At 70.7% G+C, this 851-nt stretch carries 1 protein-coding gene; it reads right to left on the bottom strand.

Annotation, left to right across the window (positions count from 1 at the left end):
* Positions 1-842: RNA polymerase subunit sigma (locus ACTWQR_RS55860; protein WP_443235034.1), on the bottom strand; the 842-nt coding region annotated here is incomplete at its 3' end.
* Positions 843-851 lie beyond the last annotated feature (9 nt).

Below are 851 nucleotides of genomic sequence, written 5' to 3'. Positions count from 1 at the left end.
GGTTGGTTCCAGGTGCGGAGTTTGTCGGGGTTGAGGGTGACCCATACCTGGACGGCGTGGTGGCCGGCGATGTCGAGGCTGATGACCGCGGCTACTTGGTCGTGGTAGCGGACGACGAGTCCGGTGCGGCCGTTGACGGAGTGGGTACGCAGCGATGTGCGGGGGCCCCGGGCCAAAAGCGTCAGCAGACTGCGGGCGACCTGCCGGCTGCCGTGGACGGGTTTGGCCAGGGCGCGGACCTTGCCCCCGCCGTCGAAGAACGCCGTGGCATCGGGTGCCAGCAGGGACGCCAGGAGTGCCGCGTCCTCGGTGACACAGGCCTGGCGCACCGTACGGACCACGGCATCGTGCTGGTGGGGCGTCGTGGGACGCGAGCGGCGGTCCCGCAGACTGCGGCGGGCCCGGTCGGCCAGCTCGGCGACCTCCGGCTCGCTCTGTCCCACGATGTCCGCGACCGCGCCGGGCGCCATCCCGAACACGTCATTGAGGACGCACGCCGCCCGCTCGGCCGGGGCCAGGGAATCCAGCACACTCAGCAAAACCGCACTGATCTCCTCCGCCAGGACCACACCCGTACGATCCCCTCCCGCCTCGCCCTCCGGCCGGTCGGGCAGCGCCAGCCGGGCCAGACAGATACCACCCGCGACCCTCGCCAGCCAGGAACGAGGCACCGAGATCCGCGTCCGCGCCGGCTCGGACAGCCCGTACCAGCGCCGATAGGTCTCCGCCACGACACTCTCCGCCTCACGGCCACTGCCCAGCATCCAGTACGCGACACCCAGCAGATACCGCCGCTCATCAAGCAGCTCCACGAGCGGCACCGCGTCACCGGCATCATCCATACCGCATCC

The organism is Streptomyces sp. 2A115 (assembly GCF_052245575.1).
Classification (GTDB): Bacteria; Actinomycetota; Actinomycetes; order Streptomycetales; family Streptomycetaceae; genus Streptomyces.
This window is presented reverse-complemented; position numbering and strand designations above follow the sequence as displayed.